The 26,532-nt window shown below is 69.9% G+C and carries 21 protein-coding genes; 9 read left to right on the top strand and 12 right to left on the bottom strand.

The genetic code is table 11. The features are described from left to right. Positions 1 to 40: 40 nt before the first annotated feature. The 8 genes from tsf to J2Y70_RS11730 all read right to left on the bottom strand — a co-directional run bounded on the left by tsf (position 41) and on the right by J2Y70_RS11730 (position 7,856). Positions 41 to 919, bottom strand: coding sequence for a translation elongation factor Ts (tsf, locus tag J2Y70_RS11765; RefSeq protein ID WP_309917499.1), 879 nt, complete (start codon positions 917 to 919; stop codon positions 41 to 43). Positions 920 to 1,067: 148 nt separating this feature from the next. Next, positions 1,068 to 1,868 carry a 30S ribosomal protein S2 gene (gene rpsB / locus J2Y70_RS11760; protein WP_263395044.1) on the bottom strand — a complete coding sequence of 267 codons (801 nt, stop codon included), beginning with the start codon at positions 1,866 to 1,868 and terminating at the stop codon, positions 1,068 to 1,070. 283 nt (positions 1,869 to 2,151) lie between these two features. Beyond that, the gene (locus J2Y70_RS11755; protein WP_309917496.1) at positions 2,152 to 2,868 is read right to left on the bottom strand and encodes a fimbria/pilus periplasmic chaperone; all 717 of its coding nucleotides are present in this window, start codon (positions 2,866 to 2,868) and stop codon (positions 2,152 to 2,154) included. 1 nt (position 2,869) lies between these two features. After that, positions 2,870 to 3,190 carry a hypothetical protein gene (locus J2Y70_RS11750; protein ID WP_309917494.1) on the bottom strand — a complete coding sequence of 107 codons (321 nt, stop codon included), beginning with the start codon at positions 3,188 to 3,190 and terminating at the stop codon, positions 2,870 to 2,872. 79 nt (positions 3,191 to 3,269) lie between these two features. After that, a complete protein-coding gene (locus J2Y70_RS11745; protein ID WP_263395041.1) occupies positions 3,270 to 4,289 on the bottom strand; it encodes a spore coat U domain-containing protein in 1,020 nt (339 codons plus the stop codon). Then, entirely contained in the window at positions 4,286 to 6,571 is a 2,286-nt protein-coding gene (locus J2Y70_RS11740; protein WP_309917488.1) for a fimbria/pilus outer membrane usher protein, read from the bottom strand. The genes J2Y70_RS11745 and J2Y70_RS11740 overlap by 4 nt, the downstream gene beginning before the upstream one ends. Before the next feature lie 28 nt (positions 6,572 to 6,599). Continuing rightward, positions 6,600 to 7,340 carry a fimbria/pilus periplasmic chaperone gene (locus tag J2Y70_RS11735; protein ID WP_309917485.1) on the bottom strand — a complete coding sequence of 247 codons (741 nt, stop codon included), beginning with the start codon at positions 7,338 to 7,340 and terminating at the stop codon, positions 6,600 to 6,602. 12 nt (positions 7,341 to 7,352) lie between these two features. After that, a complete protein-coding gene (locus tag J2Y70_RS11730; RefSeq protein ID WP_309917483.1) occupies positions 7,353 to 7,856 on the bottom strand; it encodes a spore coat U domain-containing protein in 504 nt (167 codons plus the stop codon). Positions 7,857 to 8,080: 224 nt separating this feature from the next. Between J2Y70_RS11730 and map the strand changes: the two genes are divergently transcribed. The 8 genes from map to asnB all read left to right on the top strand — a co-directional run bounded on the left by map (position 8,081) and on the right by asnB (position 18,467). After that, positions 8,081 to 8,857, top strand: coding sequence for a type I methionyl aminopeptidase (map, locus tag J2Y70_RS11725; protein WP_309917741.1), 777 nt, complete (start codon positions 8,081 to 8,083; stop codon positions 8,855 to 8,857). 2 nt (positions 8,858 to 8,859) lie between these two features. Next, positions 8,860 to 11,493, top strand: coding sequence for a [protein-PII] uridylyltransferase (locus J2Y70_RS11720; protein WP_309917739.1), 2,634 nt, complete (start codon positions 8,860 to 8,862; stop codon positions 11,491 to 11,493). Then, positions 11,493 to 12,521, top strand: a complete 1,029-nt coding sequence (gene dapD, locus J2Y70_RS11715; protein ID WP_309917480.1) for a 2,3,4,5-tetrahydropyridine-2,6-dicarboxylate N-succinyltransferase — start codon at positions 11,493 to 11,495, stop codon at positions 12,519 to 12,521. The genes J2Y70_RS11720 and dapD overlap by 1 nt, the downstream gene beginning before the upstream one ends. A 273-nt stretch (positions 12,522 to 12,794) precedes the next feature. Then, the gene (locus tag J2Y70_RS11710) at positions 12,795 to 13,532 is read left to right on the top strand and encodes a hypothetical protein (RefSeq protein WP_309917478.1); all 738 of its coding nucleotides are present in this window, start codon (positions 12,795 to 12,797) and stop codon (positions 13,530 to 13,532) included. A gap of 258 nt (positions 13,533 to 13,790) precedes the next feature. Continuing rightward, positions 13,791 to 14,777 (top strand): glycoside hydrolase family 43 protein, encoded by a 987-nt coding sequence (locus J2Y70_RS11705; RefSeq protein WP_309917475.1) that lies wholly within the window; start codon positions 13,791 to 13,793, stop codon positions 14,775 to 14,777. 42 nt (positions 14,778 to 14,819) lie between these two features. Next, positions 14,820 to 15,179: an arsenate reductase gene (locus tag J2Y70_RS11700; protein ID WP_309917472.1), complete on the top strand. Its 360-nt coding sequence runs from the start codon at positions 14,820 to 14,822 to the stop codon at positions 15,177 to 15,179. 167 nt (positions 15,180 to 15,346) lie between these two features. Further along, on the top strand, positions 15,347 to 16,483 hold the full coding sequence (gene dapE / locus J2Y70_RS11695; protein WP_309917469.1) for a succinyl-diaminopimelate desuccinylase: 1,137 nt from the start codon (positions 15,347 to 15,349) through the stop codon (positions 16,481 to 16,483). A gap of 289 nt (positions 16,484 to 16,772) precedes the next feature. Continuing rightward, on the top strand, positions 16,773 to 18,467 hold the full coding sequence (gene asnB, locus J2Y70_RS11690; protein WP_309917466.1) for an asparagine synthase B: 1,695 nt from the start codon (positions 16,773 to 16,775) through the stop codon (positions 18,465 to 18,467). Positions 18,468 to 18,616: 149 nt separating this feature from the next. Here asnB and J2Y70_RS11685 read toward each other — a convergent pair whose 3' ends face one another. The 3 genes from J2Y70_RS11685 to J2Y70_RS11675 form a co-directional block, all read right to left on the bottom strand. Continuing rightward, positions 18,617 to 19,753, bottom strand: a complete 1,137-nt coding sequence (locus J2Y70_RS11685) for a GGDEF domain-containing protein (RefSeq protein WP_309917464.1) — start codon at positions 19,751 to 19,753, stop codon at positions 18,617 to 18,619. 111 nt (positions 19,754 to 19,864) lie between these two features. Further along, a complete protein-coding gene (locus J2Y70_RS11680) occupies positions 19,865 to 20,914 on the bottom strand; it encodes a right-handed parallel beta-helix repeat-containing protein (RefSeq protein WP_309917736.1) in 1,050 nt (349 codons plus the stop codon). 109 nt (positions 20,915 to 21,023) lie between these two features. Next, complete coding sequence (locus J2Y70_RS11675; RefSeq protein ID WP_309917461.1) at positions 21,024 to 23,402, bottom strand: penicillin acylase family protein; 2,379 nt, start codon at positions 23,400 to 23,402, stop codon at positions 21,024 to 21,026. A gap of 231 nt (positions 23,403 to 23,633) precedes the next feature. Between J2Y70_RS11675 and bfr the strand changes: the two genes are divergently transcribed. Then, positions 23,634 to 24,119 carry a bacterioferritin gene (bfr, locus tag J2Y70_RS11670; protein ID WP_263395028.1) on the top strand — a complete coding sequence of 162 codons (486 nt, stop codon included), beginning with the start codon at positions 23,634 to 23,636 and terminating at the stop codon, positions 24,117 to 24,119. A gap of 132 nt (positions 24,120 to 24,251) precedes the next feature. On the opposite strand, the gene parC is transcribed toward bfr, so the two are convergent. Continuing rightward, positions 24,252 to 26,495, bottom strand: coding sequence for a DNA topoisomerase IV subunit A (parC, locus tag J2Y70_RS11665; protein WP_309917456.1), 2,244 nt, complete (start codon positions 26,493 to 26,495; stop codon positions 24,252 to 24,254). Between the last annotated feature and the right edge of the window lie 37 nt (positions 26,496 to 26,532).

The following is a 26,532-nucleotide window of genomic DNA, read 5'->3' as shown; positions in this document are numbered from 1 at the left end:
CGCGACCAAGCGCGGCTTTTTTTGTCCCGGGACGGCGGACTCAGGCCAGGCCGGCCTGCTTCATCACTTCGGCGGCGTAGTCTTCCACCACCTTCTCGATGCCTTCGCCCACGGCCAGGCGCTGGAAACCGATCACGTCGGCGCCGGCGGCCTTGACCGCCTGCTCCACGCTCTGGTCGGTGTTCAGCACGTACGGCTGGCCGTACAGGGTGACCTCGTTGACGATCTTGGCGATCTTGCCGCTGATGATCTTCTCCAGGATGTCGGCCGGCTTGGCCTTGTCCTTTTCCGACATCTTGGCCAGCTCGATTTCCTTTTCCTTGGCGACGAAGTCGGCCGGGACGTCGGACGCCTTCACGTGCGGCGGGTTCATCGCGGCGATGTGCATGGCGATGCCGCGGGCCAGTTCGGCGTCGCCGCCCTTGACCTCGACCAGCACGCCGATGCGGCCGCCATGCACGTAGGCGGCGACGTTGTTGGCGCTGTCGATGCGCACCAGGCGGCGCACCTGCACGTTCTCGCCGACCTTGGCGATGACCGCGGCGCGGGCTTCCTCGACGGTCTCGCCGCCGGGCAGCTTGGCGCTCTTCAGCGCCTCGGCGTCGGCGGCGCCGGAGCTCAGCGCGGCCTGGGCCACGGCTTCGGTGAAGGCCAGGAAGTTATTGTCCTTGGCGACGAAGTCGGTCTCGGAGTTGATCTCGACCAGCACGGCCTTGCCGCCGTCCTGGGCCATCGCGATGCGGCCTTCGGCGGCGACGCGGTCGGCCTTCTTGTCGGCCTTGGCCAGACCCGACTTGCGCAGCCACTCGGCGGCGTTGTCGATATGGCCGGCGTTCTCGGTGAGCGCCTTCTTGCATTCCATCATGCCGGCGCCGGTGCGCTCGCGCAGTTCCTTGACCAGGGAAGCAGTGATTTCCACGGGGTGACCTCACAAAAGGTGGGAAAGGGCCGGCGTGCCGCCGGCCGGGAATTCTGGGAAACGGGCGCTTGCGGCGCCCGCGGACCCGGGCGCGCAGCGCGCGCCGGGTGGCGACTGCGCATGGTCGCGCAATCGCATGGCGCGCCGATTACTCGGCGGCGGGAGCGGCTTCTTCGGCCTTCTTGCCGTTCTTGCGCGGGCCGCGGCCCTTGTCGTCGCCGGCTTCGCTGCTGAACTCTTCCTCGCGCACGCTGGCGGCGTTCGGCGCGGCGGCCTTGCCTTCCAGCACGGCGTCGGCGGCGGCGCGCGCGTACAGCTGCACGGCACGGATGGCGTCGTCGTTGCCCGGGATGGCGTAGTCGACCAGTTCCGGGTTGTAGTTGGTGTCGACCACCGCGATCACCGGGATGCCGAGCTTCTTGGCTTCCTTGATGGCGATGTCTTCATGGCCGATGTCGATGACGAACAGCGCGTCCGGCAGGCGGTTCATTTCCTTGATGCCGCCCAGCGAGGCCAGCAGCTTTTCGCGCTCGCGGCGCAGGGTCAGCACTTCGTGCTTGACCAGCTTGTCGAAGGTGCCGTCGGTTTCGGCCGCTTCCAGCTCCTTCAGGCGCGCCACCGACTGCTTGACGGTGCGGAAGTTGGTCAGCGTGCCGCCCAGCCAGCGCTGGGTCATGAACGGCTGGCCGCAACGCTCTGCTTCTTCCTTCACCGAGTCGCGGGCGCTGCGCTTGGTGCCCAGGAACAGGATGGTGCCGCGCTTCTGCGCGACGCTGGAGATGAAGTTCATCGCGTCGTTGAACAGCGGAACCGTCTTCTCGAGGTTGATGATGTGGATCTTGCCGCGCGCGCCGAAGATGTACGGCGCCATCTTCGGGTTCCAGTAGCGGGTCTGGTGGCCGAAGTGGACGCCGGCTTCCAGCATCTGACGCATGGTGACTTGGGGCATTGCAGTGACTCCTGATGGGGAATCGGCCGTGCGCGGGCGATGGTAGGTGAGTCCGCGCATGGACATGCAGGCCCTGGCGGGCTTGCACGACGATTCCGGGGTTGGGCCTCCCTGCGGCCTTACGTGACCGAACTCCTTGCGGAGCACCCCGGCACGGGCGATGGCAGCAGGTGTGTATTCGCCGGTGCGTCCGGCGTGGACGGTCCGCCGGCCCGGGCGGGCGCAACGAAGCAGCGGAACTATAGCCGGCCGCGGCCGGCGGCGCAAATCCAGGTGCGCCGGGTCATTCGGCCGGCAGCGCGCGCAATTCGGCGTCACTGTCGAGCCGTGCGGCGAAATGGCCGCCGCGTGCGGTCCCGACCGCGGCCGGCAGCGGCCAGCGCTTCTGTTCCCCAGCGAGCACGTAGCCGGCCAGGTTCTGGAACAGGGTCAGCTGACTGCCGTCGGCGCCGATGAAGCTCAGGTCGCTCAGCCGCGCATGCGCGGTGCCGCGATTGCGCACCTGCAGTTCGTGGCCGTAGGCGCCGGCGATCAGGCTGGCGCTTAGCGCGGCGGCCGGCGCGGCGCCGGACGCGGATAGGAACACCGGCGTGGAGTAGCGCAGCAGCAGCCGCGGTTCGGCGCCGCTGGGCGTATCAGCGGGGGCGCGCTCCTCCAGCACCAGGCGGTAGGCGATCTCGCGATCGGTCGCCGCCGGCCCGGTGCGCACGACCCGCAGCAATTGCCGGCCCTGGGCGGGGATGTCGATTACGTGCGGGCTGAGCTGGACGTCGTCGGTCGGCTGCAGTTGCTCGATGCCCTCGGCCTGGTGCCAGCGGTACAGCTGGGCCTGCGCCCGCCAGGGCAGGTCCTGGGTGTTGTTCAGCCAGATCTCGGCGGTCTGCGCGCCGGGTGCGACGCGCACGATGGCCGGGCTGATGCGCACGCCGGCCGCCGCAGCCAGGCTCGGCAGCAGCGCCAGCAGCAGGCCGGCGATCCAAGCGCGACGGCGCCTGCCCACCTCAGAACGCGACCGTGGTGTAGCGCGCATCCTGTGGCCGCAGCCCGTCCGCCGCGCTCAGGCTCAACGCCAGCGCACCGGCCGCGCTGGGCGCGGCGGCGCCGTCGATGCTGACCTGGTAGGGCAACGGGCGGGTGCAGTTCACCTGCGGGGCGCCGGGTTGGTTGCGCCCGGCGGTGCTGATCTCGCAGCTGCGCTGCAGGCGAATGCCGACCCGGAACGCCGCGCTTTCGTTGGCAGCGATGTTCTGCGCTGCCGCATCCGCGCAGACGGCACAGACGCTCGCGAGCAGCAGCGATTGCATGAATGGCCTGGCGATCATGGCGGTATTCCGAGGAAGGCGTGACAGATAACGGCGCGCGGCGGCGCAACTTTACCCAAGGCGCGCGTGCGTTCAGTCCTCAGTAGGTGACCGTCACCTTGACCACGTCGCTGTAGCTGCCCGGGGGCGGCGTCTGCGCGGCCGGCACCTGGCCGTACAGGGTCAGCGACTGGGTGCTGCCGGTGCCGGTACCGGTCTGGGTGTCGCCGTTGAGGGTGCCGCCCCAGCGCTGGCTGCGCGCCGCGTCGCGGTACAACTCGTAGCGCAGGTATTGGCCAGCGGCGTTGCGCATGCGCCGGATGGTGCCGCTGGCGTACTGGCCGTTGTCCAGGCCGACCTGCCAGGCGGTGCGCCGACGGCAATTCATGCTCAGCGCGGTGGTGTAGTTGAGCGCGGTATCGACCAGGCCGGATTGGCTGCCGAAATCCAGGTCGGCGATGCTGGCGATGGTGCAGACCGGGGCCACGTTGGCCGAACTCACGAACGGGAACTGCGCCGAAGTGGCGCCGCCGGTGCCACCGGTGGTGCAGGAGGCCGGCATGCTCGCCGGGGTGCCGATCAGCGGTTCGTCGTAGCGGTACTGCAGGTTGGTGTACACCCCGCTGAAGCTGTTCTGGTACAGCCCGGTGGCGATGCCGCTCTGCAGCGGGACGCGCCCGTAGACGGTGTAGCTGGCGCTGCCGCTGCCGCCGATCGCCAGCGACGAATAGGCCAGGTCCACCTGCAGTGGCGTGGAGGCGTTCAGCGCGCTGCCCCAGATCAGGCTGCGTGCGCTGTCGCGGTACAGCTGGAAGCCGAGACTGTCGCCGAGCGGATTGAGCATGCGCCGCGACGCGATGCCGAGGCCGCCGCCTTGCGCGCCCTCGCCGATGTTCAGGCACAGGCGCACGTAGATGGTGCCCAGGATGCTGAGCGCGCCGGTCTGGCAGGTGACGGTGATCTGGGCGCTGCTGTCGGTGGCCGCGCTGTTGGAGACGTTGCCGAAGTCGAGCGCGGTGGCCGCTGCCGTGCACACGGTGGTGGCGCCGGCCCGCAGCGGCGCCAGCGCCGCGGCCAGCGCCAGCACGGCGGCGCACCGCCATGCGGCGGCGCCGGTCACGGCGCCGGCCCCGCGCTGCAGCGCAGCGGCCCCAGCCGGGCCGGGCGCTGTTGCGGCGTGTGCTCGATGCGCACTCGGCAGCTGCCTGCGGCCATCTCCACCTGCAGTTCGTTGCGTCCGACCCTCAGGCCTTCCAGGTAGGCCTCGCCGTCGTAGCCGACCACCGCGTCGATGCCGGGGCCGCGCACCCGGCTGCCGACCGGCAGCGGGGCGTCGCGCGCATCGTGCAATTGCACCAGCACGCCGTCGCTGGTGCGGATCGGGAAGTCCACCACCACGCCGGTGCGGTCGCGCGGCACCACGATCTGGTCGACCCGCTCCGGACGCATCCGCGGTGGCAGTTGCATCGGATCGATCGACACTTGGTTGTGCTGCCAGCCCATCAGCGGGGTGACCATCAGGAAGCCGCGCGCATCGGTGACGCCGATCGGGCGGTTTTCCAGCAGCACCGGCACGCCGGCGACGCCGTCGGTGGAGACCAGGGCGAAGGCCTGGTCGAGATCGCGGCCGGGGAACCAGCCGCCGCCGATCCGGGCCAGGCCGCCGGAGGCTTCGGCATAGCCGTAGGTCTGGCCGCCGTAGCTGGCCATGCCGGCGGCATAACGCGCGCGCTCGCCGCGCCAGCTGGCCTCGGCCAGGCCGCCGGCGCTGTCCTGGCCGCTGCGCGCCTGCAGCCGCCAACCGCTGCCGCCGTCGCCAGCGGCCGAACGGCTGAGGTCGGCGGCGGTGCTGAGACGGTCGCCGATCCGCTGCAGCGCGACGCTGGCCTGGCGCGCGCCGCTGAGCGCGATCGACCAGCCCAGGTACATGCTGCGGTCGCTGGCCTGGTCCAGGTTCTGGTTGACGCTGAGATTGAGCGAGGACTGCCACGGCAGCGCCCGGGTCCAGAACAGGCTGGCGTAGCGTACGTCGTCGCTGTCCGGGTAGGCCAGGCGCACATAGCTCAGCGACACGTTGCCGATCCGGTCCCAACTGACTCCTGCCAGCGCGCGTTCGCTGATCCGCGGCGGCGGCGCGCCGTACTGCGAGGCCACGTCGCGATAGCCGCGCTGCGCGCGCTGGGTGTCCATCGAGACGTTGAAGCGGCCGTTGTTCCAGCGGTAACTGAGCGCGTACTGGTGGCCGCTGCGGCCATCGCCCTGGCTGTGCGCGAGCGAGGCGCCGACCACGCCGGCCTGGGGCAGCAGCCAGATGCCGCCGGCGCCGGCGTTGCGCACCCCGGCGCCGGCCTCGGCATGCGCCTCGGCGGTAAAGCGGGCGCTGACGCCGCGGCGCCAGCTGGCGCTGGCGACGGTGTCGCCGGCATAGTTGAAGGCATCGCTGCCGTAGCCCTGGCGGACCCGGCCCAGCGCCAGCGACCAGTCGTCCAGACCATCGGCGAGCAGGTCCTGGGTGGCGTAGAACGGGAATTCGACCGAACGGCTGCGGCCGTAGGCGTCGGTGATGACCAGCTGCGCGTTGCCGGCGCCGTCCACGCCGGGCGCGGCCGACAGCTGGAACGGCCCGGCCGGTAGCTCCGAGCCGTACTGGCGGATGCCGTTGACGTACAGGTCCACGCTCGACGGCACCGTCACTTCGCCGAGGAATTCCGGCAGCGGGGTGGTCACCCGGTACGGCTGCAGGCCGAAGTCGCGGCCCACGCGTATCCCGCCCAGGCGCAGCGTGCGGCTCCAACTGGTGCTGCTGCTCAGCGTATCGCCGACCACCACGCTGGTCATGCTCTCGGGCAGCGACCACCACCACTGCGTGTCCAGGCGGATCGCCTGGCTGCGCCAGGCGCGCTGCGGCTCGCGGTACAGGCGGCCGACGAAGGATTGGCGGAACATGCCGCGGCCCAGCACGCCGTCGCCCAAGCCGAAGGCGCGCAGTTCGCCGCTCGCGGTGAGATTGCTGGCGCTGCCCTGGCGGCTGGCGTACAGGTCGTAGTCCAGCAGCGCGCCGGGCGAACTGGTCGCCGGCAGCGCCGGCCCGCCGCCTTGCGCGTCGATGCGGGTCAGCGGCACGTCGAGCAGCGCCACCGGCGCATCGATCGCCAATCGCTGCAGGCTGGCGTCGTAGCGGTAGCGCACTCCGTCCAGGGTCTCCAGGGCGATCGCGGCGGTGGCATCGTCGGCGATGCGCAGGCCCAGTTGGCGCAGCGTGGCGGCATCGGCGAGCATGCGCGCGCCGGCCTGCTGGAAACGGAACAGCCCGGGCTTGCGGGTTTCGTTCAGGGTGACCTCCAGGTACAGCGTTTCCTGCTCGGACGGCAATTCGACGGGCTGCGCGGCGGCGAGATGCACTGCGCTCGCCCACAGCGCCAGCAGTAGCTCAAGGAGCCTGTGCTTCCAACGCAAGCGACTGAGCAAGGGGCTCACCGTTGATCGTGGCCTTGAACGTGCCATCGGCACGCGCCAGCGCGGGAGGGAGCGGCCAACGCTTGCGCTGGCCCGGCAGGACGTAGCCGGCCAGGCCGTCGGCGATCGCGGCACGGGTGCCGTCGCTGGCGAGGAAATACAGGTCGACCAATTGGGCGTGCTCGCTGCCCTGGTTCACGACTTCCAGCGCCGGCGCGGCGGCGTCGTGGATCAGCCTGGCTTGCAGCGCCGGGGCTGCGGCGACCGCCGGCTTGACGAAGATGGGTACCGAGTAGCGCAGCACGAATTGCAGGCCGGCCGTGCTGCCGGCGGCGGCATCCGCCGTCGGCAGTTCGTCGACCAGCACCCGATAGGTGTCCTCGGTGGCGCGGGGTGCATCGTCCAGGCGGATGATGCGCACCAGTTGCCGCGAGTGCGGCGCCAGTTGCAGCATCGGCGGGCTGATCGCGATCCTGTCGGTGGGTTCGAGCAGGTCCTCGCCGTGCTGCTGGCGCCAGCGGAACACCCGCACCTGCGCCTGCAGCGGCGTGTCGCCGCTGTTGCTCAGCCACAGGCCCTGCGCCGATTCCTCCGCGGTCAGCTGCACCGAGGTGGGCGCAACCTGCAGGCTGGCAGCATGGGCCGCCAGCAGTGCCGCCAGCCACAGCGCGGCGGCGAGCGGCAGGCGCAAAACGAGGGATCGGTGCAAGGCCATGGAACGCTCCGGTTACCAGGTGACAGTGGCGGTGACGATGTCGCTGTACGAGCCGGCAGGGTAGTTGGTGCTGGCGACCTGGCCGTAGACGACCAGTGGTTGCACCGCACCATTGCCGGTGCCGGCCTGGGTGTCGTTGCCGATGGTCGAACCCCAGTTCTGGGTGCGCGCCGAGTTGCGGTACAGCGCGTACGGCACGCGTGCGGTATTGCCCGCATCGGCGCTGCCCATGGTGCGCGAGCTCACGGTCGCGCCGGAGCCGCTGCCGGCGTTGAGCGCGATGTTGTACGGGGTGCCCGAGGTGCAGCGCACGTTCAACGTGCCGGTGCTGTTGATCGAGGTCTGGGTGGAATTGACGCTGCCGAAATCGACGTCGGTCGGTGCGGTCTGGATGTCGCAGACGCTGGTGATCTGGATCTTGACGTTGAAGGTGCGCGAATCGGTCTGGGCGGACGCCACGCCGGTCCCGGAGGCCAGCAGCACAACGATGGCTAGTGCACGATGGAAAGCTTGCATTGGATGAGGCTCTTCGGAATGACGGAGTCCGTCGGAGCCCGGAGCAATGCAAAACGTGCGCCACTGCACATTTATATGGATGTGCATCTAGTTCTGATCAGTGACGCAATTCACCCTTCTCCAGGGTTAATTTTGTGAGAAGGGAGGGCGGCGGCCGGGTGCCGAAAAACCGGCAGCCTGCATCGGCGCGTTCAGGAAAGCCCGGATGAGCGATAATGGTGGGTATGACCGTCAATCTGAAAACCCCCCAGGACATCGAGAAGATGCGCATCGCCGGCCGCCTGGCCGCCGAGGTGCTGGACATGATCGGGCCGCACGTGAAGCCCGGGGTGACCACCGCCGAGCTGGACCGCATCTGCCACGACCACATCGTCAACGTGCAGCAGGCGGTCCCGGCCAACGTCGGCTACCGCGGCTACCCGAAGACGGTGTGCAGCTCGGTGAACAACGTGATCTGCCACGGCATCCCCAGCGACAGCAAGGTCCTCAAGGATGGCGACATCGTCAATATCGACGTCACCGTGATCAAGGACGGCTGGCATGGCGACACCAGCCGCATGTACTACGTCGGCACGCCGTCGGTGATGGCGCGGCGCCTGGTCGAGGCGACCTACGAGGCGATGTGGCGCGGCATCCGCGCGGTGCGCCCGGGCGCCACGCTCGGCGACGTCGGCAACGCGATCCAGCAGTACGCCGAGGGCGAGCGCTTCAGCGTGGTGCGCGAGTACTGCGGCCACGGCATCGGCAAGGTCTACCACGACGAGCCGCAGGTGCTGCACTACGGCCGTCCCGGCGAAGGCCTGGTGCTCAAGCCGGGCATGACCTTCACCATCGAGCCGATGATCAACGAAGGCTCGCGCTACACCCGCGTGCTGCCGGACGGCTGGACCGTGGTGACCAAGGACCGCAAGCTGTCGGCGCAGTGGGAGCACATGATCGCGGTCACCGAGGACGGCGTGGAAGTGCTGACCCTGTCGCCCGGCGGCCTCGGCGAGCCGTGAGCCTGCTGCCGGCCGGGACCGATGCCGGCATGCCCGATGCGGCCGCCGACGATGCCGACTGGGCCGCGGCGGCGCGGCAAGTGCTGGCCCAGGCCGATGCGCGGCTGAACAAGCGGTTCGACCAGGGCGACGATATCGACCGCCTGCTGGCATTGCGCGCGCGCGCGCTGGACCAGCTGATCAAGCATGCCTGGAGCCGCTGCCTACCGCGCGACGCCGGGCTGGCGCTGTACGCGGTCGGCGGCTACGGCCGCGGCGAGCTGTTCCCGCGTTCGGATATCGACCTGCTGGTGCTCGGCGAACCCGAGCGCCAGCGCGCGCACGAGCAGGCGCTGGCGCGGCTGTTCGCGCTGCTCTGGCATGCCGGCGTGCCGGTCAGCCACGCGGTGCGTTCGGCCGCGCAATGCACCACCGCCTGCGCCGACCAGACCGTGCTGACCGCGCTGATCGAGGCGCGTCCGCTGCTGGCCGATGCCGCCGCGCGGGCGTCGCTGGCGGCGGCGATCGCGCCGCAGCGGGTGTGGACGCCGCGCGCGTTCTTCCTGGCCAAGCGCGAGGAACTGCAGACCCGCCACCAGCGCTTCGGCGACACCGCCGACAACCTGGAGCCGGACATCAAGGACGGCCCGGGCGGCCTGCGCGATCTGCACACGCTGGGCTGGATGGCGCTGCGCGCGTTCGGCGTGCGCGACCTGGAAGCACTGATCGGGCTCGGCCACGTCGGCGGCGACGAGGCCGCGGCGTTGCGCCGCGAGCGCCGCGAACTGGCGCGGCTGCGCTACGGCCTGCACCTGGTCGCCAACCGCCCGGAGGAGCGCCTGCGCTTCGACTACCAGAAGACGCTGGCGCAGCGGCTGGGCTTCTCCGACGACGCCGAAAGCCTGGGCGTGGAGAAGATGATGCAGCGCTTCTACCGCAGCGCCGCGATCGTGCGCCGGCTCAGCGACCGGCTGCTGCAGCGCTTCGAGGAGCAGTTCGACGGCGAAGCGCAGCCGCAGCCGCTGGGCGGTGGCTTCTCGCTGCGTCGCGGCTACCTGGCCGCCGATGCCGAGACCTGGCCGCAGGACGATCCGGTGCAGGTGTTCGCGCTGTTCGCGACCTGGGCCGCGCACGGCGAGGTGCGCGGACTGCATTCGCTGACCGCGCGCGCGCTGGCCGAGGCGCTGCCGCAGCTGCCCGCCTACGCCAGCGCCAGCGCGCCGGCGCGCGAGCGTTTCCTGGCCCTGTTGCGCGGCCCGCGCGCGGTGCAGACGCTGACCCGGATGGCGCGGCTGGGCGTGCTCGGGCAATGGATCCCGGCGTTCGCGCAGGTGTCCGGGCGCATGCAGTTCGACCTGTTCCACGTATACACGGTGGACCAGCACACGCTGATGGTGCTGAAGAACATCGCGGTGTTCGCCAGCGCCCGCGCCGACGACCGCTTCTCGATCGCGCACGAGGTGTGGCCGCGACTGCGCAAGCCGGAACTGCTGCTGCTGGCCGGGCTGTTCCACGACATCGCCAAGGGCCGCGGCGGCGACCATTCCGAACTCGGCGCGGTCGACGCGCGCGCATTCTGCGCCGGCCACGGGCTCAGCGCGGCCGATACCGAACTGGTCGCGTGGCTGGTCGAGCAGCACCTGCGCATGTCGGTGACCGCGCAGAAACAGGACATCTCCGACGCGGAGGTGATCCACCGCTTCGCCACCCTGGTCGGCGACCGCGAGCGCCTGGACTACCTGTACCTGCTGACCTGCGCCGACATCGCCGGCACCAGTCCCAAGCTGTGGAACGCGTGGAAGGACCGGCTGCTGGCGGACCTGTACTTCGCGGCCCGGCGCGCTTTGCGCGAGGGCCTGGAGCATCCGCTGCCGGTCGCCGAGCGGGTGCAGGAGGCGCGCGAGGCCACCCGCGCGCTGATGCACATCCAGGGCCACGACGACGCGGTCATCGACCGCCAGTTCGCCGGCATGCCGGACGAGAGCTTCCTGCGCTTCCGTCCCGAGCAGTTGGCCTGGCAGGCCAGTTCGCTGATGGAAGTGGAACTGGGCGGCACCCTGGTCAAGGTGCGCCCGGTCACGCCCGACGACGACGCGCTGGAAGTGTTCGTGTACTCGCCCGACCGCGACGGCCTGTTCGCCGCGATCGTGATGACCCTGGACCGGCGCGGCTACGGCATCCACCGCGCGCGCGTGCTCGACGCGCCGCACCAGGCGATCTTCGATACCTTCGAGGTGATGCCGGCCGACGCCTTCGCCAGCGGCGATCCCGCGCAGCTGGAAGCCGCGCTGCGCGAGGCGCTGGCCGGCGACCTGACCCGCTTGCGCCCAGCGCGGCGGGTGGTGCCGCGGCAGCTGCGGCATTTCCGCTTCGCGCCGCGCATCGAATTTCGCGAAAGCGTGGACGGCCGCCGCACCCGCCTGAGCCTGGTCGCGCCGGACCGCCCCGGGCTGCTGTCGAACGTGGCGCAGGTGCTGCGCCGCCAGCAATTGCGCGTGCACGACGCGCGCATCGCTACTTTCGGCGAACGCGCCGAGGACCTGTTCCAGATCACCGACGAGCACAACCAGCCGTTGCCCGACGCTTCCCGCCAGGCGTTGCATGCCGCACTGCAGGCCTGCCTGGACCCCGATACCCCGCCTGGAGAATCCCGCTAATGGCCACCAAGAAGCCTGCCGCCGCCAAGAAGCCTGCTGCTAAAAAGCCTGCTGCCAAGAACGCCGCCGTCGGCAAGACCACCGCGAAGAAGGCCGTGGCCAAGAAGGCCGTCGCCACCGGCGCCGTCACCAAGCCCGTGGCCGCGCCGAAGTCGCCGGCCAGGCCGGCACGCGCCAAGCCAATCGCCGGCCCCAGCGCCGACGAGCTGAAGTTCACCATCGACAGCGCCTTCGAGCGCCGCGCCGCACTGACCCTGGACGAGATCGAAGGCTCGACCCGGCCGGTGGTCAACCGCGTCATCGACGGCCTGGAGACGGGCGAGTTCCGCGTCGCCGAGCCCGATGGACACGGCGGCTGGAAGGTCAACGAGTGGCTGAAGAAGGCCGTGCTGCTGTACTTCCGGGTCAACGAGATGGCCGTGGTCGGAGCGCAGCCGGCGCCGTTCTGGGACAAGGTCGAGTCGCGCTTCGCCGGCTACCACGAGGCCGAGTTCCGCAAGGCCGGCGTGCGCGTAGTGCCGGGCGCGATCGCGCGCCGCGGCAGCTACTTCGGCAAGGACGTGGTGCTGATGCCCAGCTTCACCAACATCGGCGCGCACGTGGGCGAGGGCACGATGGTCGACACCTGGGCCACGGTCGGTTCGTGCGCGCAGATCGGCAAGCACTGCCACCTGTCCGGCGGCGCCGGCATCGGCGGCGTGCTCGAGCCGCTGCAGGCCAGCCCGACCATCATCGAGGACCACTGCTTCATCGGTGCGCGCTCGGAAGTGGTGGAAGGCGTGGTGGTCGGCCACCACAGCGTGATCGGCATGGGCGTGTTCATCGGCCAGAGCACGCGCATCTACAACCGCGCCACCGGCGAGGTGTCCTATGGCTACGTGCCGCCGTACAGCGTGGTGGTGTCCGGCCAGCTGCCGTCCAAGGACGGCTCGCACTCGCTGTACTGCGCGGTGATCGTCAAGCAGGTCGACGCCAAGACCCGCAGCAAGACCAGCGTCAACGACCTGCTGCGCGGCCTGGCGGACTGAGGTCCGGGCAAGGCCGCCGCAGCACGAACGCGTGGCGATCCGCGCGGGCCGAAGTGCCGCGATGCGTGCGCGCATCGCGCAGCGCTCCAATGGCGGGCGCCCGGTCCGTCACGACCGGGCAAGCGGGCGTACATCGGCTGCCGGATACGCTCCGGCGAGGCGTCGCAGTGGCGCGCACCGGCTGGTCGTGTACCACGTCTGCCGCTGCGGCTGCCGCCGCCCTGACCGGAGAAACGTATGCGAATGACGATGTGTGGCTGGTGGCTCGTGCCTGTGTTCGCGCTTTGCGGATGCGGCGCGGCGCCAGATCGCGATGGCTCCGCCAACGCCGAGCGCGGCACTGCACCGAACGCCGATGCCGCGCTTGCGGCACCGAGCCCGAAGGCCGCGGCAGCTTCGACGCCGGCGGCCGATACGGCAGCGGACGCGAAACCGGCCGAGCCGCTGTCCTGCGCCGCCGAACTCGGCGCCGCCGTCGCGGCCAAGCGCGTGGCGACCTGCGTGGCGGTGTCGCCGGCGACCCATCCGCCCTGCAACGCGGCCAACAGCTGCGCCCTGATCGAGGACGAGATCGCACGCAGTTGCGCGCTGTTCGACGGCAAGGGCGCGCCGATGGCTGGCTGCGGGCCAGCGCCCAAGAGTCCGGAGGCCGCCGCCGCCGTGGTGCAGCGCTACTACTCGGCGATCGACGCGCGCGACTACGACGTGGCGTGGCGCCAGTGGGGCGAGGAGGGGCGTCCCGGCCAGAGCCTGGCCGCGTTCAAGGCCGGCTTCGCGCACACGCGTTCGACCAAGGTGACGATCGGCACGCTCGCAGCGGGCGATGCCGGCGCGGGGTCGCTCTACCAGCCGGTGCCAGTAACCGTTGAGGCGACGCTGGAGGACGGCACGCAGCAGCGATTCCAGGGCACCTACACCCTGCGCCGCGTCAACGACGTGGATGGCGCCTCGGCGGAGCAGCTGCGCTGGCATATCGGATCGGCCCAGCTCAAGGAAGTGCCGGCGGATTGATGCCGGCGGCGCCGTCGCCATGCGCCGCGGTGCGCCGGCCGGCTTGAAGGTGCCGTCGGCCACGCGTCGTATTCGCCGCTGCACGATGAAGCCTGGCGCCGCTGCGGCGTCGCCCGCGCGAACTGCTGCGCGGCTTGGCCGACGGATGCGCTTTGGGCTGCGTGACGCCTTTGCATGTGCGCCGTACCGGCACGGTGGCCTCCATCGGGGTGCAAACCGTCTTACACTCGAACTACGACTTCCAGCTCAGGATCTCCGATGCGATTCGGCATGGTGGTGGCAGGCGTCGCGTTGATGTCGGCAATGACGCTGGCGGCCGCGGCCACGTCGGTCGCGCGCGCTGGCAACCCGGTGTTCCCCGGCTGGTACGCGGACCCGGAAGCGGTGGTGTTCGACAAGACCTATTGGATCTACCCGACCACCTCGCGGCCCTACGCGCAGCAGACCAGCTTCGATGCCTTCTCCTCGCCGGACCTGGTGCACTGGACCCGGCATGCCGACGTGCTGTCGCTGCCGGCGATCGCGTGGGCCAAGCAGGCGCTGTGGGCGCCGGCGGTGGTGCGCAAGGATGGCAAGTACTACTTCTTCTTCTCGGCCAACGATATCCAGAGCGATGCCGAGGTCGGCGGGATCGGCGTGGCGGTGGCCGACAGACCGCAGGGCCCGTACCGCGACCTGCTGGGCAAGCCGCTGATCGACAAGTTCCACAATGGCGCGCAGCCGATCGACCAGTTCGTGTTCGAAGACGACGACGGCAGCTGGTACATGATCTACGGCGGGTGGAAGCACGCCAACATCGTCAAGCTCAAGGACGACTTCACCGGCGTGGAGCCGATGGCCGACGGCAGCGTGTTCAAGGAGATCACCCCGGCCCCGGAGTACGTGGAGGGCTCGCTGATGTTCAAGCGCGATGGCCGCTACTACTACATGTGGTCCGAGGGCGGCTGGGGCGGGCCGGACTACTCGGTCGCCTATGCGATCGCCGACGCGCCGACCGGGCCGTTCAAGCGTATCGGCAAGGTGCTGCAGCAGGATCCAGCGATCGCTACCGGCGCTGGCCACCACTCGGTGATCCGCGCGCCCGACGACGACAGCTGGTACATCGTCTACCATCGTCGCCCGCTGGGCGAGACGGACCGCAACCACCGGGTGACGTCGATCGAGCGGATGGACTTCGACGCGCAAGGCCATATCCTGCCGGTGAAGATCACTCACGAAGGCGTGCAGGCGCATCCGCTGCGCTGAGCGCCGGTGCCGCGCCGCGCGCGGCCTACCCTGGAAACGCATATGAGCACCACGCTGTACGGATTGAAGAACTGCGATACCTGCAAGAAGGCGACGAAGTGGCTGGACCGTTTCGGCGTGGCCTACAGCTTCGTCGACTACCGCGAGCACAAGCCGAGCCCGGAGACCATGGTCGAATGGGCCGGCAAGGCCGGTGGCTTCGACGCGCTGGTCAACAAGTCCTCGACCACCTGGCGGCAGCTGCCCGACAACAAGAAGACGCCCGGGTCCGAGGCCGAATGGAAGCTGCTGCTGCGCGAATACCCGCAGCTGATCCGGCGGCCGGTGGTGATCACCGACGACGGCACGCTGAGCCAGGGTTTCTCGGACAACGGCTTCAAGCAGCGCTTCGGCGTGGGCTGAGCCGGTGTCGGTGGCGCTGCCGCTCGTCGCTCCCTGTAGGAGCGGCTTCAGCCGCGACCGTATCGCCGGGGATGTCATTGAAACCCGGATCAAGCGCAGTTGCCGGCATGCATGGCACCCTCCGTACCTGTCGCGGCTGAAGCCGCTCCTACCGTGACCCCAGACCCATGTCCGACGTCGTCGACCTCACCTGCGAACTGATCGCCCGCCCGTCGGTGACCCCGGACGATGCCGGTTGCCAGGACCTGATCGCGCAGCGGCTGGCGCGCGCCGGTTTCGCCATCGAGCGGCTGCGCTTCGGCGAGGTCGACAACCTGTGGGCCACCCACGGCCGCGCCGGCAACGACGGCCCGGTGCTGGCGCTGCTCGGGCATACCGACGTGGTGCCGCCGGGGCCGCGCGAGGCCTGGGCCAGCGACCCGTTCGTGCCGCAGATCCGCGACGGCGTGCTGTATGGACGCGGCGCGGCCGACATGAAGAGCGGGGTGGCCGCGTTCGTGGTCGCCGCCGAGCGGTTCGTCGCCGCGCATCCCGATCACCCCGGCAGGTTGGCGCTGTTGCTGACCTCCGACGAGGAAGGCGACGCGCTGGACGGCGTGCGCAAGGTCGCCGAGACCTTCCGTGCGCGCGGCGAGCGCATCGACTGGTGCATCACCGGCGAACCGTCGTCCACCGCGCGACTCGGCGACCTGCTGCGGGTCGGACGCCGCGGCAGCCTGTCCGCCACGCTCGCGGTCAAGGGCGTGCAGGGCCACGTGGCGTATCCGCACAAGGCGCGCAATCCGATCCACCTGGCCGCGCCGGCGCTGGCCGAACTGGTCGCGCGGCATTGGGACGACGGCTACGAGAGCTTCCCGCCGACCAGCCTGCAGATCTCCAATCTGCACGCCGGCACCGGCGCCAACAACGTGATCCCCGGCGACCTGCAGGTGGCCTTCAACCTGCGCTACAACCCGCACTGGGACGCGCCGCGGCTGGAGGCGGAGATCGCCGCGCTGCTCGATCGCCACGGCCTGGACTACACGCTGCGCTGGCACCGCAGCGGCGAGCCGTTCTACACCCCGGAAGGGCGCCTGCGCAGCGTCGCGCGCGACGTGCTCGGCGCCTTCGCCGGCGCGGCGCCGGAAGAGAGCACCGGCGGCGGCACCTCCGATGCGCGCTTCATCGCGCCGCTGGGCGCGCAGTGCATCGAGGTCGGGCCGGTCAACGCCAGCATCCACCAAGTGGACGAGCATGTCAGCGTCGCCGACCTGGACGCCTTGCCCGGGTTGTACCTGCGCCTGATCGAACGGTTGCTGGCGTAACAGTTGCGCCGGCCCTGCTTGCCGGGTTACGTTCGCCGCATGACCTCGCTGTCCGCCCTCCGCCCGATCCACGCCAACGGCCGCAATAATGTGCTGGCGAATAATCGTGCGCGGCCGATGCGGGTCTGCGACTAGGCGCTAGCGAAACACCACGCCCAGTATCCAGAAAACCCGCATCAGCCGATGCGGGTTTTTTTATGGGTGCGTGGAGTGGCGGATCCCCCACGACAGCCCGGCCATCGATGGCCGGGAATGCAAGTAACACCAACCCCACGACCAGGAGTGTTTCATGTGTTCGATCTTCGGCATCTTCGGCCTGCAACCGGGCGACGACCTGCAGGCGCTGCGCCGGCAGGCGCTGGACTGCTCGCAGCGGCAGCGCCATCGCGGCCCGGACTGGAGCGGCGTGTATGCCGACGACGGCGCGATCCTGGTGCATGAGCGCCTGGCCATCGTCGATCCGGCTGGCGGCTCGCAGCCGCTGCTGTCGGAAGACGGCCAACTGGCGCTGGCGGTCAACGGCGAGATCTACAACCACCGCGAGCTGAAGAAGCAGCTGGCCCGGCCCTATGCGTTCCAGACCGCGTCGGACTGCGAGGTGATCAACGCGCTGTACCGCGAGGAACAACCGGCCGCGCTGCTCAACCGACTCAACGGCATCTTCGCCTTCGCGTTGTGGGACAAGGCGGCCGGGCGCGCGCTGATCGCGCGCGATCCGATGGGCGTGTGCCCGCTGTACTGGGGCCACGACCAGCAGGGCCGGCTGCGCGTGGCCTCGGAGATGAAGTCGCTGGCCGACAGCTGCGCCGACGTCGCCCAGTTTCCACCCGGCCACTACTACGACAGCGCCAGCGGCGAACTGGTGCAGTACTACCGCAAGCCGTGGCGCGACTACGACGCGGTGCAGGGCGTGGAGGTGAGCAAGCAGGAGCTGCGCGAGGCGTTCGAGCGCGCGGTGCACCGCCAGCTGATGACCGACGTGCCGTACGGCGTGCTGCTGTCCGGCGGGCTGGATTCGTCGCTGGTCGCGGCGGTGGCGGCGCGTTTCGCGCGCAAGCGCATCGAGGACAACGACGAGGCCGAGGCCTGGTGGCCGCGCCTGCATTCGTTCGCGATCGGCCTGAAGGGCTCGCCGGACCTGGCCGCCGCGGCGATCGCCGCCGAATCGCTGGGCACCGTGCACCACGGCTTCGAATACACCTTCGAGGAAGGCCTGGACGCGCTGCCGGAAGTGATCCGGCACATCGAGACCTACGACGTCACCACCATCCGCGCGTCCACGCCGATGTTCCTGCTGGCGCGGCGGATCAAGGCGATGGGAGTGAAGATGGTGCTGTCCGGCGAGGGCAGCGACGAGATCTTCGGCGGCTACCTGTACTTCCACAAGGCGCCGAACGCGCGCGAGTTCCACGAGGAGCTGATCCGCAAGCTCGACGCGCTGTACAACTACGACTGCCTGCGCGCCAACAAGTCGATGATGGCCTGGGGCGTGGAGCCGCGCGTGCCGTTCCTGGACGTGGAGTTCATGGACGTGGCGATGCGCATGGACGCGCAGTACAAGATGATCGACAAGACCAACCCTGGCGCGGTGCGCATGGAAAAAGGCGTGCTGCGCGCGGCGTTCGAAGGCTACCTGCCCGAGTCGATCCTGTGGCGGCAGAAGGAGCAGTTCAGCGACGGCGTCGGCTACGGCTGGATCGACGGGCTCAAGGCGCATGCCGAGGCGCAGGTCAGCGATCGCGAACTGGCCGCGGCCGACAAGCGCTTCCCGGTCAATCCGCCGCAGACCAAGGAAGGCTATTACTACCGCACGCTGTTCGAGCGCGCGTTCCCCACGCCCGCGGCGGCCGAGACCGTGCCCGGCGGCAAGTCGATCGCCTGTTCCTCGCCGGCGGCGATCGCCTGGGATGCGAGTTTCGCGACGATGGCCGATCCGTCCGGGCGCGCGGTGGCCGGGGTGCACGAGCAGGCCCTGGCCTCGTGAGCTGAGCGCGGCGATCGCTGCGCGAAGCGCGGGGCTGCGGCCTCGGCGCCGGCGGCTGTCGGCGCCCGGTCGCGCTGCTGGACTACGCAAGCGGCGCTTCGCGCCGCTGCAATGCGATGGCGATCGTCGCTTGCCGCGGCGCCGCCGGGTCAGGCGTCGTCCGCAGCGTCGCCGATACCGATGTGGATGCGGCCCTTGCCTTCGCGCTTGGCCGTGTACAGCGCCTGGTCGGCGCGCTTGAGCAGGTCCGCCACGTCGCCGCCAGCGTCCAGCCGCGCGGCGCCGGCGCTGAACGCGAAGTCCACGCCTTCCACGCGCAGGCCGCGGACCCGGTCGAGCAACCGTTGCAGCGACGCGCCGACCTGCGCGTCGCTCATGTTTTCGAACAGCACGCCGAATTCCTCGCCACCGAGCCGGCCGATCTTGCAGCGCACGCCGAGCCCGACCAGTTCGGCGGCCAGCGCCAGCAGCACCGCGTCGCCGACGTGGTGGCCATGGGTGTCGTTGACCTGCTTGAAGTCGTCGATGTCCAGCATCGCGAAATGCAGCGTGCCGTGCCCGCGCGCGGTCGCCGCGCGCAATTGCGTCATCAGCGCGCGGCGGTTGGCGATACCGGTCAACGCGTCGGTCTCGGCCAGGCGCCGGTAGTCTTCCTTCAGCGCGTAGGCGGTGCGCATGGCGCCGACGAACATGCGGTTGAGGGCGACACCGAGCAGCGCCACCACCGCCAGCAGGATCGCCAGCAGCGGAAGATCGCCGGCCACCGGCACCAGCCGCGGCTGTCCGCTGAACATGATCGCCCAGGTGCAGGCCATGGCCAGCAGATAGTCGCGCGACAACGAGAACAGCAGGCTCACGCCCAGGCAGATGGTGATCGCCACCGGCAGCACCCAGAACAGCCCGTTTTCTCCCATGGCGTGGAGTTCGACCCGGAACGCGGTGGTCAGCGCGATCACGAACAGGAAGCCGCTCTGCCGCCACTGCCAGAACCGCTTGGCCAGGCTCATGTTCGCCGAGCTGATGAGCAGGGCGACGAACACCAGCGCATAGCGGGCGTCCAGCGGCCCTTGCAGGTGCGGATTGCACAGCACCGACGCCGGCCAGGCCACCAGTGTCAGCAGCTGGATGGTCATGATGGAACTGCCGAGCATGCGGCGGATGTGGTTCTGGTACGTCTCGTCGCCGTGGGCGCCTGGCGCGGCGTGGTCGTGGTCGGCAGGAGACAGGCCATCCGGCTCCATGCCCGATGCCTCGATCGCCCTGGATCGCCGCTCGACTATCGACATGGCCTGGCGCTGCTTGAGCGCCGCCACGCGCGGTCCGCCGGCGGCCTGGCGCCGGACAGCTGCAGCGGAGCGTGCGTCATCGCGGGGGCGGCCATCGCGCTGCGCCGCGCCTTATTCGAAGCGCATGCAGCGCCCGTAGCGTTCGGGCTGGATGTCCACCCCGGAGGCGTCGGCCTGGTTGTTCTTGCGCCACAGGTTCTGGCGGAAGTCCGCGCCACTGCAGTTGGCGGCGCGGTCCACGCCGATCGTGTAGGTGTAGGGGTTGCCCTTGAAGGTGTTGTTCTCGAAGGTGTTGTCCTGGCTCATGCTGTTGTCCCAGCACAGGATCTCCGGGGTGCGCTGGCGGATCGAGCAGGCCAGGTAGATGCCCGCGCCCTTGTTGCCGGTGAACTGGTTGCCGGCGAACAGGTTGCGCCGCGCATCGGCCAGGTACACGCCCTGGCTGCCGTTGCGCTCCAGGCGGTTGTTGCGGATCTCGCTGTCTTCCAGATGCTCGGTGGTGATGCCGGCGGCGACGTTGTCGTGGATGTAGTTGTCGATCAGCTTGACCTTGGCGGTGCGGTTGAACGAGACCCCGTCCCAGATCGCGCCGGACACGTCGTTGCGCTCGATCAGCAGGTCGCGGCTGTCATACTCGCTGAGCAGGCAGGCGCTGCGGCACTTGCTCACGCGCAGCCCGGACAGGCGGATGTTCTGGCCGGCGCGCACCACCACCAGGCTGTTGCTCAGGTACGGGCGCTCGGGCATGAATTCCTTCTCGGCGCTGCCGCCGACGATCTGCAACTGCTCGACGCTGACGTCGCGGATCGGCCGCTGCGGGCGTTCGTTCTGGTAGTCGCCGACCACGATGACCGGCTGCTGCACGCCGTCCTGCATGCGCAGCACCGTGGCATCGCCCTGGCCGCGCAGGCGCAGGCCGTCGCGCTGGATCGACAGCAGCTTGGTCACGTGGAAGTCGCCGGCGGTGAGGCACACGGTGGCCGGCTTGCCGTCGTTGGGCACGCGGTCGACCGCCGCCTGCAGGTCGTCGCCGGGTTCCGCGCGCACGCTGCAATCGGTGGCAGCGGCGGTGGACGCGGGCGTGGCCGCCGTGGCGCAGCCGCTCGACAGGCAGGCGGCGAGCGGCAACAGCAGGGCGAGCAAGGGGCGGCGAAGCGTCATCGGATACAGGCTCTGCTTGGGGGAGGAGGGCAAGGCGGTTCGGCCGCGGGCGCCGCGCGGCCGCCGTGGCAGGCGGTACCGCGCAGCACGCGAGCGATGCCGCAATCGGTCATTGTTGCGCAGGCGGTCGTAATGTCAGCGTGTAGCGCGCAGGACCGGGCAGGAACGGCGTTGCCTGGCCCTGCACCCAGGCGTCGTGGCCGGCGCCCCAGAACGGCGACAGCGGATGCTCGCTCTGGCCGCCGGGCATGTGCGCGATGCCGTCGGCCTCGTGGCCGGGCGCCACCACCATGCGCTCGGAGGCGCCGAAGTCCGGGCGCTGCACCCGCGGCATGTCGTTGTCGCCGGGCAGCGGCTCGGCCGGCATGCACAGCCAGCGCTTCAGGAAGCCGGGCAGCGACCGCGCCAGCGGATGGCAGACCGCGGCGGTGTTCTGTTCGCCCCAACGGCGCTGCGGCAGCGGCGCGTCCTGCTCGGGCGCGTCGCGGACCTCGGCGGCGGCGTCCTCCAGCAACGCTTGCCAGCTGCCGTAGCGGCGCGGCAGCAGATGCGGAGGTTGTTGCTGCAGCAGCGGCCAGGCCACCGCTTCCAGCTGCGGCAGCGGCGGCATCGCGTAGTCGGCGCCCAGTTGGGCGCGGGCCGGGGCGATCAGGCCATCGCGGATCCGGGTCAGCAGCGCCAGGCGCCAGGCGCGCACCAGCCGATAGCTGACCGAATCGGTGCTGGCGCGGCCCTCCCAGTGCTTGCTGGCCTGCGCCAGCGCGTGCAGCGCGGGCGTGGCGGCGCCGCCGTCGCGTTGCTGCAGCAGCGTCCACCAGCGTTGCAGCAGCAGCGCACGGTCGTCGAGCTGGATCGCCAGCAGCTGGCGCTCGTCCAGCTGCGGATGCAGGCGCAGGTCGTCGCGGATCTGCTGCGCGCGCGCGCCCAGCGCGTAGCCGCCATCGCCGAGCAGCGCGAACTCCTCGCCGCCGACCACACGCGCATTGGCGGTCCACAGCTGCCCGTCGGCGGGATCGATGCGCTGCGGCGAGTGTTGCGTGGAGACCGGCCAGGGCGCGCAGCGTTGCGCCGCCGGCACGCCCGCGCTGACGTCGTGGACCAGGGCGTCGCTGGGGCACGCCGGGCCGCGCAGCGGCAGCGCACCGAGCACGCGCCAACCGATACGCCCGGCGCTGTCGGCCAGCACCATGTTCTGCGCCGGGGTGGCGATGTGCTGGGCACTGGCGAAGGCGCTGGCCAGCGAATCGGCGCGGGCCAGGTCGGCCAGGCCCAGGTTCAGCGCGCCGGGCAGCTGCGCCGCCCAGCGTTGCGCCAACGCGGTGCCGTCCGGCTCGTGCTGCAGGATCGGGCCGTAGACGGTGTCTTCCACGTCCAGCGCGACATCGACGCCACCGGCCACCTTGATCCGTTCGCGGTGGCGGACCACCGCGGTGCAGCCGGGCTGCGGCGTAGCCGCGCACGGCGTCACCCGGTACCAGTCGCTGGTGTCGGCGTAGCTGTTGGTGAAGCCCCAGGCGACATGGCCGTTGCTGCCGACGATCACCGCCGGCAGGCCCGGCAGCGAAAACCCGGTGACGTCCACGCGGCCGCCTGGTGCCTGCGCGTCGGCGTAGCGCAGCCGTACCCGGAACCAGAGGCTGGGCGCGCCCAGTTGCAGGTGCATGTCGTTGGCGACGATGGCACGGCCGTCGGCGCTGCGGCTGCCGGCGATGGCCCAGTTGTTGCTGCCCGGCGCGGCATGCTCCGCTGCGCTGCCGTCGGAGGGGGCGTCGGGCAGGGCGCGCAGATCGACCTGGCTGGCGTCGGGCAGCGTGGCGTCGCCGCGCGCCGGGGCGTCCAGGGCGGCGTCCCAGCTGCTGCCGTCGTGGCGCAGCAACGCGAACAGCGGCGCCGGCAGATGCTGCTGCAGGCGGTACAGCGACAGTTCGCGGTCGCCCTGGCGGCCTTGCAGGTCGAAATACATCGCCTCGCCGGCCAGCACCGAATCCACCGGCTGCCAGTCGCGCGGTGCCTTGAACAGCAGCAGGTAAGGCCACGGCCGCACCCGCAGCGCGTGCAGGCCGCGATTGACGCCGGCGCTGTAGGCCTGCAGGGCCGCGGCATGGCCACCGCCGAAGGCAGCCAGTTGCGCCCCGGCGCGCGCCCGCAGGCGGTGCGCACGGCGATGCTCGTCCACCCCGAGCGCGGCGCGGCCGACCAGATCCGACAGTTCGCCGGCGGCGGCGCGGCGCATCAGGTCCATCTGGAAGTAGCGTTCCTGCGCATGCACGTAGCCGAGCGCGCGCATCGCATCGGCCTCGTTGCCGGCGTCGATGGTGACCACGCCCAGCGCGTCGCGCTGGATCGTCACTGGCGCCGCCAGCCCGTCCAGATCGACCTGGCCGTCGAGCCTGGCCAGGCTGCCGCGCAGCAGCAGCCACACCACCAGGACCAGGCCGAGCGCCAAGGCCGCCAGCCACAACATCCCTTGTTTCCACCTGCTCCGCATCCACGTCTCTCCCGGCCGATGCTGGATTCTAGACGCGACTGCGTGTCGTTCCTGTGCGACCTGTCCGTGGCGGGTTGGGGCAGGGTCAGGTTCATCGCGCGGGTGGGCTATCGGTCGTCGCTGACGCGCGCTGCACGTCGGCTGGAATCGGGATGCTAATGATTCCGATTGGAACGCGGCGCGCGCGGCTCGGGCACTATGGCCGCCTTAGCTGAAAACGGAGCCTGCCCCATGAAGGGACATCCTGAAGTTGTGCAATGCCTCAAGGACCTGCTGCGCGGCGAACTCGCCGCACGCGACCAGTATTTCATCCACTCGCGACGCTACGAGGATCAGGGCCTGCAGGCGCTGTACGAGCGCATCAACCACGAGATGGAAGAAGAGACCGAGCACGCCGACGCGCTGCTGCGGCGCATCCTGTTCCTGGAGGGCGACCCGGACATGCGCCCGCACGCGTTCGAGCCCGGGCGCACGGTCGAGGACATGCTGCAGAAGGACCTGAAGGTCGAATACGAAGTGCGCGCGAATCTTGCCGCGGGCATGAAGCTGTGCGAGGAGCACGGCGACTACGTCAGCCGCGACATCCTGCTCAAGCAGCTGCAGGACACCGAAGAAGACCACGCCTGGTGGCTGGAGCAGCAACTGGGCCTGATCAAGCGCCTGGGCATGGCGCTGTACCAGACCTCGAAGATGGGCGGGAGTGCGGTGGGGGAGTAACGGGACTCGGGACTCGAAGAGTCCTACCGTCCGCTGCTGTTTTGATGCGAGAAAAAAATCGGCCCGAAAGGGCCGATTTGCTGTTTGCTGTTGCGAGTCCCGAGTCCCGAGTCCCGAGTCCCGGCCTCAAACTCACTCCACCGCCAAGTCATCCACCTTCTGCCAGCCGCGCGGCAACAGCCCGCCGCGGCTCGCGCGCACGCCTAGGTAGGCGTCCAGGTCCTTGAACGACAGCGACATGGTGCGCTGGCCGCTCTTCACCAGCAGCGTGTTGCCCGGTGCGACCGCGGCGATCGCCACCACTCGCTCGGTGCCGAGCTTGGCCTTGGGGATCTCGATGATCTTGTTGCCCTTGCCCTTGTCCAGCTCGGGCAGGTCGGCGATCGGGAACGCCAGCAGGTGGCCGGCGCTGGTCACTGCGACGATGCGGTCGGTTGCGAGATTGCTCACCGAGGCCGGCGTCAGCACCTTGGCGTTCGGGGTCAGGTTGAGCATCGCCTTGCCGGCCTTGTTGCGGCTGGTCAGGTTCTCGAAGCGGGTGACGAAGCCGTAGCCGTGCGAGGACGCCAGCACCAGCCGGCTGTCGTTCTCGCCGCTGGTCATGGCCTGGAACGAGGCGCCGGAGGCCGGCGAGAAACGCCCGGTCAGCGGTTCGCCGTTGCCGCGCGCCGAGGGCAGGGTATGCGCCAGCGTGGAATAGGCGCGCCCTTCCGAATCCAGGAACGCCACCTGCTGCGTGCTGCGCCCGCGCACCGCGGCCAGCAGGCTGTCGCCGTCGCGGTAGGACAGCCCGGCCGGGTCCACGTCGTGGCCCTTGGCCGCGCGGATCCAGCCCTTCTCCGACATCACGATGGTCATCGGCTCGCTCGGCACCAGTTCGGTCTCGTCGATCGCCTGCGCCGCGCCGCGCTGCACCAGCGGCGAGCGCCGCGCGTCGCCGAACTTCTTGGCGTCGGCGACCAGCTCGTCCTTGATCATCTTCTTCAGCTTGGTCTTGCTGGCCAGCACCGCCTGCAACTGTTCGCGCTCCTTGGCCAGCGCGTCCTGCTCGCCGCGGATCTTCATCTCCTCCAGCCGCGCCAGCTGGCGCAGGCGGGTTTCCAGGATGTAGTCGGCCTGTTCCTCGCTCAGCGCGAAGCGCGCGATCAGCGCCGGCTTGGGCTCGTCCTCGCTGCGGATGATGCGGATCACTTCGTCCAGGTTGAGGAACGCGACCAGCAGGCCTTCCAACAGGTGCAGGCGGCGCTCGACCTTCTCCAGGCGATGGTTGAGCCGGCGCACCACGGTGTCGCTGCGGAAGCGCAGCCATTCCTCGAGCAGGGTCTTGAGGTTCTTGACCTGCGGGCGGCCGTCCAGGCCGATCACGTTGAGGTTGACCCGGTAGCTGCGCTCCAGGTCGGTGGTGGCGAACAGGTGGCCCATCAGCTGCTCGGCGTCGACCCGGTTGGAGCGCGGCACCAGCACCACCCGCACCGGGTTGGCGTGGTCGGACTCGTCGCGGATGTCTTCCAGCCACGGCAGCTTCTTGGCGCGCATCTGCTGCGCGATCTGCTCGATCACCTTCGACGGCGACACCTGGTAGGGCAGCGCGGTGACCACGATGTTGGCGTGTTCCTTCAGGAACGTGGCGCGTGCGCGCACGCTGCCGTGCCCGGTCTCGTAGATCGCGCGCAGGTCGGCGGCCGGGGTGATGATCTCGGCGGTGGTCGGGTAGTCCGGGCCGCGCACGTGTTCGCAGAGGTCGGCGACGCTGGCGTCGGGATCGTCGAGCAGGCGGATCAGCGCGCTGACGATCTCGTTGAGGTTGTGCGGCGGCACGTCGGTGGCCATGCCCACGGCGATGCCGGTGGTGCCGTTGAGCAGCAGGTGCGGCAGCCGCGCCGGCATCCAGGTCGGCTCGTCCATGGTGCCGTCGAAGTTCGGCGACCAGTCCACCGTGCCCTGGCCGAGCTCGCCGAGCAGCACTTCGGCGATCGGGGTCAGCTTGGACTCGGTGTAGCGCATCGCCGCGAACGACTTGGGGTCGTCGGTGGAGCCGAAGTTGCCCTGGCCCTCGATCAGCGGGTAGCGGTACGAGAACGGCTGCGCCATCAGCACCAGCGCCTCGTAGCAGGCGCTGTCGCCGTGCGGGTGGTACTTGCCGATCACGTCGCCGACGGTACGCGCGGACTTCTTCGGCTTGGCTGTGGCGTTCAGGCCGAGCTCGCTCATCGCGTAGATGATGCGCCGCTGTACCGGTTTCAGGCCGTCGCCGAGGAACGGCAGGGCGCGGTCCAGCACCACGTACATGGAATAGTCGAGATAGGCGCGTTCGGCGTATTCGCGCAGCGGCAGCTGTTCGAAACCATGGAAGGCGGGGCGGGCGAGATCGGTCATGCGCGGGAAATACCTATAGGGGAACGCGGCGGCGGGC

The sequence above is a fragment of the Xanthomonas sp. 1678 genome, assembly GCF_031455575.1.
Taxonomy (GTDB): Bacteria; Pseudomonadota; Gammaproteobacteria; order Xanthomonadales; family Xanthomonadaceae; genus Xanthomonas_A.
Note: the sequence above shows the minus strand (reverse complement) of the source record. Positions and strands in the feature narration are given on the sequence as shown.

Bases quoted from the DNA above. Each gene is read 5' to 3' on its own strand.
- J2Y70_RS11685 (WP_309917464.1), bottom strand. From the start codon at position 19,753: ATGTCGATAGTCGAGCGGCGATCCAGGGCGATCGAGGCATCGGGCATG.
- bfr (WP_263395028.1), top strand. From the start codon at position 23,634: ATGAAGGGACATCCTGAAGTTGTGCAATGCCTCAAGGACCTGCTGCGC.
- asnB (WP_309917466.1), top strand. From the start codon at position 16,773: ATGTGTTCGATCTTCGGCATCTTCGGCCTGCAACCGGGCGACGACCTG.
- dapE (WP_309917469.1), top strand. From the start codon at position 15,347: ATGTCCGACGTCGTCGACCTCACCTGCGAACTGATCGCCCGCCCGTCG.
- J2Y70_RS11730 (WP_309917483.1), bottom strand. From the start codon at position 7,856: ATGCAAGCTTTCCATCGTGCACTAGCCATCGTTGTGCTGCTGGCCTCC.
- map (WP_309917741.1), top strand. From the start codon at position 8,081: ATGACCGTCAATCTGAAAACCCCCCAGGACATCGAGAAGATGCGCATC.
- J2Y70_RS11705 (WP_309917475.1), top strand. From the start codon at position 13,791: ATGCGATTCGGCATGGTGGTGGCAGGCGTCGCGTTGATGTCGGCAATG.
- J2Y70_RS11750 (WP_309917494.1), bottom strand. From the start codon at position 3,190: ATGATCGCCAGGCCATTCATGCAATCGCTGCTGCTCGCGAGCGTCTGT.
- rpsB (WP_263395044.1), bottom strand. From the start codon at position 1,868: ATGCCCCAAGTCACCATGCGTCAGATGCTGGAAGCCGGCGTCCACTTC.
- J2Y70_RS11675 (WP_309917461.1), bottom strand. From the start codon at position 23,402: ATGCGGAGCAGGTGGAAACAAGGGATGTTGTGGCTGGCGGCCTTGGCG.
- J2Y70_RS11680 (WP_309917736.1), bottom strand. From the start codon at position 20,914: ATGACGCTTCGCCGCCCCTTGCTCGCCCTGCTGTTGCCGCTCGCCGCC.
- J2Y70_RS11735 (WP_309917485.1), bottom strand. From the start codon at position 7,340: ATGGCCTTGCACCGATCCCTCGTTTTGCGCCTGCCGCTCGCCGCCGCG.
- J2Y70_RS11700 (WP_309917472.1), top strand. From the start codon at position 14,820: ATGAGCACCACGCTGTACGGATTGAAGAACTGCGATACCTGCAAGAAG.
- parC (WP_309917456.1), bottom strand. From the start codon at position 26,495: ATGACCGATCTCGCCCGCCCCGCCTTCCATGGTTTCGAACAGCTGCCG.
- dapD (WP_309917480.1), top strand. From the start codon at position 11,493: ATGGCCACCAAGAAGCCTGCCGCCGCCAAGAAGCCTGCTGCTAAAAAG.